Origin of the sequence: Protofrankia sp. CiP3 (genome assembly GCF_917627345.1) — a bacterium.
Classification (GTDB): Bacteria; Actinomycetota; Actinomycetes; order Frankiales; family Frankiaceae; genus Protofrankia.
On sequence record NZ_CAKJTM010000079.1, the window covers coordinates 1 to 3,237 of the forward strand.

General features: G+C 72.4%; 3 protein-coding genes and 1 pseudogene. 1 reads left to right on the top strand and 3 read right to left on the bottom strand.

The features are described 5' to 3' along the window. From MJ797_RS20385 to sigE, 3 genes and pseudogenes are all read right to left on the bottom strand, one after another. Positions 1-387 (bottom strand): annotated as a pseudogene (locus tag MJ797_RS20385) (hypothetical protein); the annotation flags it as partial. A gap of 214 nt (positions 388-601) precedes the next feature. Further along, entirely contained in the window at positions 602-1,432 is an 831-nt protein-coding gene (locus MJ797_RS20390) for a zf-HC2 domain-containing protein (RefSeq protein WP_239338695.1), read from the bottom strand. Next, on the bottom strand, positions 1,429-2,313 hold the full coding sequence (gene sigE, locus MJ797_RS20395; protein ID WP_374582674.1) for an RNA polymerase sigma factor SigE: 885 nt from the start codon (positions 2,311-2,313) through the stop codon (positions 1,429-1,431). The genes MJ797_RS20390 and sigE overlap by 4 nt, the downstream gene beginning before the upstream one ends. A 168-nt stretch (positions 2,314-2,481) precedes the next feature. Between sigE and MJ797_RS20400 the strand changes: the two genes are divergently transcribed. Next, entirely contained in the window at positions 2,482-3,144 is a 663-nt protein-coding gene (locus MJ797_RS20400) for an O-methyltransferase (RefSeq protein ID WP_239338716.1), read from the top strand. The last annotated feature ends 93 nt before the right edge of the window (positions 3,145-3,237 follow it).

Consider the following 3,237-nt stretch of genomic DNA (forward strand, 5'->3'; position numbering starts at 1 on the left):
CCGTACGGCGCGAACGCCGGCCATGCCGCCGACCGCGCCGCCGACGATGGCGCCACCAGCCACGCCGCCGAGCAGCCCGGCGAGCAACAGGGCCACCAGAGCCGGTCGAGCCGGTCGAGCCGCGGCCGGGTCGGCCGGCTCTGGGCCGGCGCCGCGCGGTCCGGCTGCCTCCTGGGCGACGGCCGGGTCGGCCGGATCGGCATAGGGGCCGCCGGCACGGTGCGCATGGGAGGCAGCGAGAGCGGCCGGCGGATCCGGCCGGGGCCCGCGGGGAGTGGCCGGCGGATCCGGGCGCGTCCACCATGGCCGCGTCGGTGGGCCGGCCGGCCCGCCGTTGTCAGCCGGTTCACCCCGGAACGGGATGTCCTCCTCGCCGTCGCCACCCACGGCCCTCCGCCTCCCGGTGCCAGCATCAGGGTACGAGCGGATATAACGCCAGACACGAGACATCCGCCGATATCGCGTAAACGGGCACCGGGAAAAGTTCGGGTCTGTCAGCGGCCCGCTACTGCGATCACGCGGCTACCACCGTACGGCCTCCCGAGGGGATCCAGCGTCAACGCCGCTGGAACACGGTGGCGGCGCGGCGCCACACGCGGGTCTACCGCCGCCGGTCACCCGGCAACGCCGCGACAACCATCACCGGCAACAGGCGGACGGTTCCGGATTCGACGGCATTGACCTCAGCGGCGTTGGCCGTGGAGCCACCGCTGCCGGGCGGCCTGATCCCGGCGGGGAGGCTGGGCTGTACCACTGGAATCGCGACCGGACTCGCCGGTTCCGGCACCGTGACAGGGGCGGTCGCTCCGAGCGCGGCACCCGCGACAGCGAAAAGAATCACCGCCACCGAGTTCATCAATGTTCGCCTCGCCCGGCTCCGGTGCCCCCGCCGGCCGGTGGCCGGGCGGGTCACCAACCGGCGGCCAGCCCCGGATCGGGGGGTTGTCATGACCGGCCTCCCGGCGGACCGGCGCGGCCGATCGGCGGGGCCCGCCGACAGCGCGACACGCCTGGCCCGCGGCTGCCTCGCCCACACCCGCCCGGCCGCCGGCTGGGCCGGATCGGGGCTCCCCGCGGGGCTCTGGGCGGCAGGTGGCTGGTTCAGCGAGCCGACAACACCAACGAACAGGCCACGCCCGGCTGTCCGGATGACCACACGAACGGAGACGGCGGCCGAGCGCGGGCGGGCCGGGTCGTCGGGCGGCCCGGCCCTGCCGGGGGGAGCGGCCATCCGCAGCAGCCGTTCCGCCGCTCCCCCCGGCAGGGCCGGACCGCCGAGCCCCGCCAACCGCGCCTTGAGATGGCGCAGCTCGGCAACCTCCCACTGGCAGGACGCGCAGGACGCAATGTGCGCCAGGGCGCGGTCCCTGCCGTCGTGGTCCAGCTGCCCGTCCACCAACGGGGCGATCTGCTTGCCGAGATGCCCGGTCACGCCTGTCCCTCCGGCGTGGACGACGTTCCACCACCTGCGCTCGCCACGGCCGGTTGGCCTGCTGGGGACGCCCGTCGAGTGATCCGGTGCGATCGGCGCGACGGCGGCGCGGCGTCCTCGACCGAGATGGCGACGCCCGTCCCGATCGAGGACGGGCCAGCCGCCGTCTCCGGTGCCGTCGGCACGGTCAGGGCGGCCCCGGTTGCCGAGGCGTCGAACAAAGCCGGACCGGCCGCCGTCCCGGCCGCACGCGGCGCCCGGTCCGCGAGAGCCTGCCGCAGCATGGCGCGGCCTCGGGAGATTCGGCTGCGGACGGTGCCGAGCTTCACCCCGAGCGTCTGCGCGATCTCCTCGTAGGACAGCTGCTCGATGTCGCACAGCACGACCGCGGCCCGGAAGTCGGGCGGGAGCGCAGCCAGCGCGCCCTCGATGTCGGCGTCAAGATGCGACTCCGCGTAGACGGCTTCCGGGCTCGCCTCACGGCCGGCGAGGCGCTCCGGGTCATCCGGCAACGCGTCGAAACGAATCTTCTGCTGACGCCGCATGCGGTCCAGGAAAAGATTCGTGGTGATCCGGTGCAGCCAGCCCTCAAAAGTGCCGGGCGTGTAATCGGCCAAGGACCGAAACACGCGCACGAAGACATCCTGGGTGAGGTCCTCGGCATCATGCGCGTTCCCGGTAAGCCGGTAAGCGAGCCGATACACCCGATTACCGTGATCCCGTACGACCTCTTCCCAGGTGGGCGGCACCCACGTGGTCTGGTCAGCACCGGCGATTTCCACCGCGGCGGGCTCGGCGACGGCATCGCCGTCCGACACCGGACGTGACGAGACCGACCGCCCAGGCGCGAACGTGGCCAGGAGCGTGTCCTGTCCGTTCACGGTCGCCTCTCGATCGGTTCGCGACGAACGTACCCGACGCGCCGGCCATGGCGCGGCAAAACCCGCAGCGGACACCGGCTGATCTCCCCTCGCCCCATCCCGACACGAGATGCGTTGACCTGACGAACGCTCCATCCGCAGCGGGCGTTCCCGTAGGCTGCCCATGTCATGCCCGACACAGCCACCGGAGCCGTCGATCCGGCCTCCGCATACACCGAGGGCTTCCTCCTGGAAGACCCTCCGCTGCGGGCTGCCCGAGCACGCGCCGAGGAAGTCGGGATCTTTCCGGTCAGCCCGGGGGTCGGTTCCATCCTTCGTTTTCTCGCCGCCTGTGTCGCCGCCCGCACCGTCGTCGAAATCGGGACGGGCACGGGGGTATCCGGTACCTGGCTGCTGCGCGGAATGCGGCCGGACGGAACGCTCACCACCATTGACGTCGAGGCCGAACATCTCCGGCTCGCGCGCCGGACGTACGCGGACGCGGGAATGGCGTCCAACCGCAGCCGGCTGATAACAGGCCGGGCCCTCGATGTCCTGCCCCGCCTCACCGATGGTGCTTACGACCTGGTGTTCTGCGATGCGGACCGGCGTGAGGCCAGCGATTACCTCAGCCAGGCCCTCCGGCTGCTGCGGCCGGGGGGGATCGTGGTGTTCGCCGGCATGCTCGCCGGTGGGCGGGTCGCGGACCTGGAGGCTCGCGACTCCGAGGCCATCGCGGCCCGGGAGCTCGCGACCGCCGTGCGGGACGACGTCCGGCTGACCCCGATGCTCCTCACCGCCGGCGACGGCCTGGTCGTCGCGGTTGTCGCGAAGTCGTCACCGGTCGGCTAACCCCATATTTCCGCTTCGCGAAAATATGGGGGCCCCGAGCCCTACGACCAGCACCACCACAGGGCCCTCGATCACCTAACAGTGATCGAGAAC

What these genes read in the sequence shown, in the direction of transcription:
- MJ797_RS20400 (WP_239338716.1), top strand. Translation starts at nt 2,482, where the DNA reads ATGCCCGACACAGCCACCGGAGCCGTCGATCCGGCCTCCGCATACACC.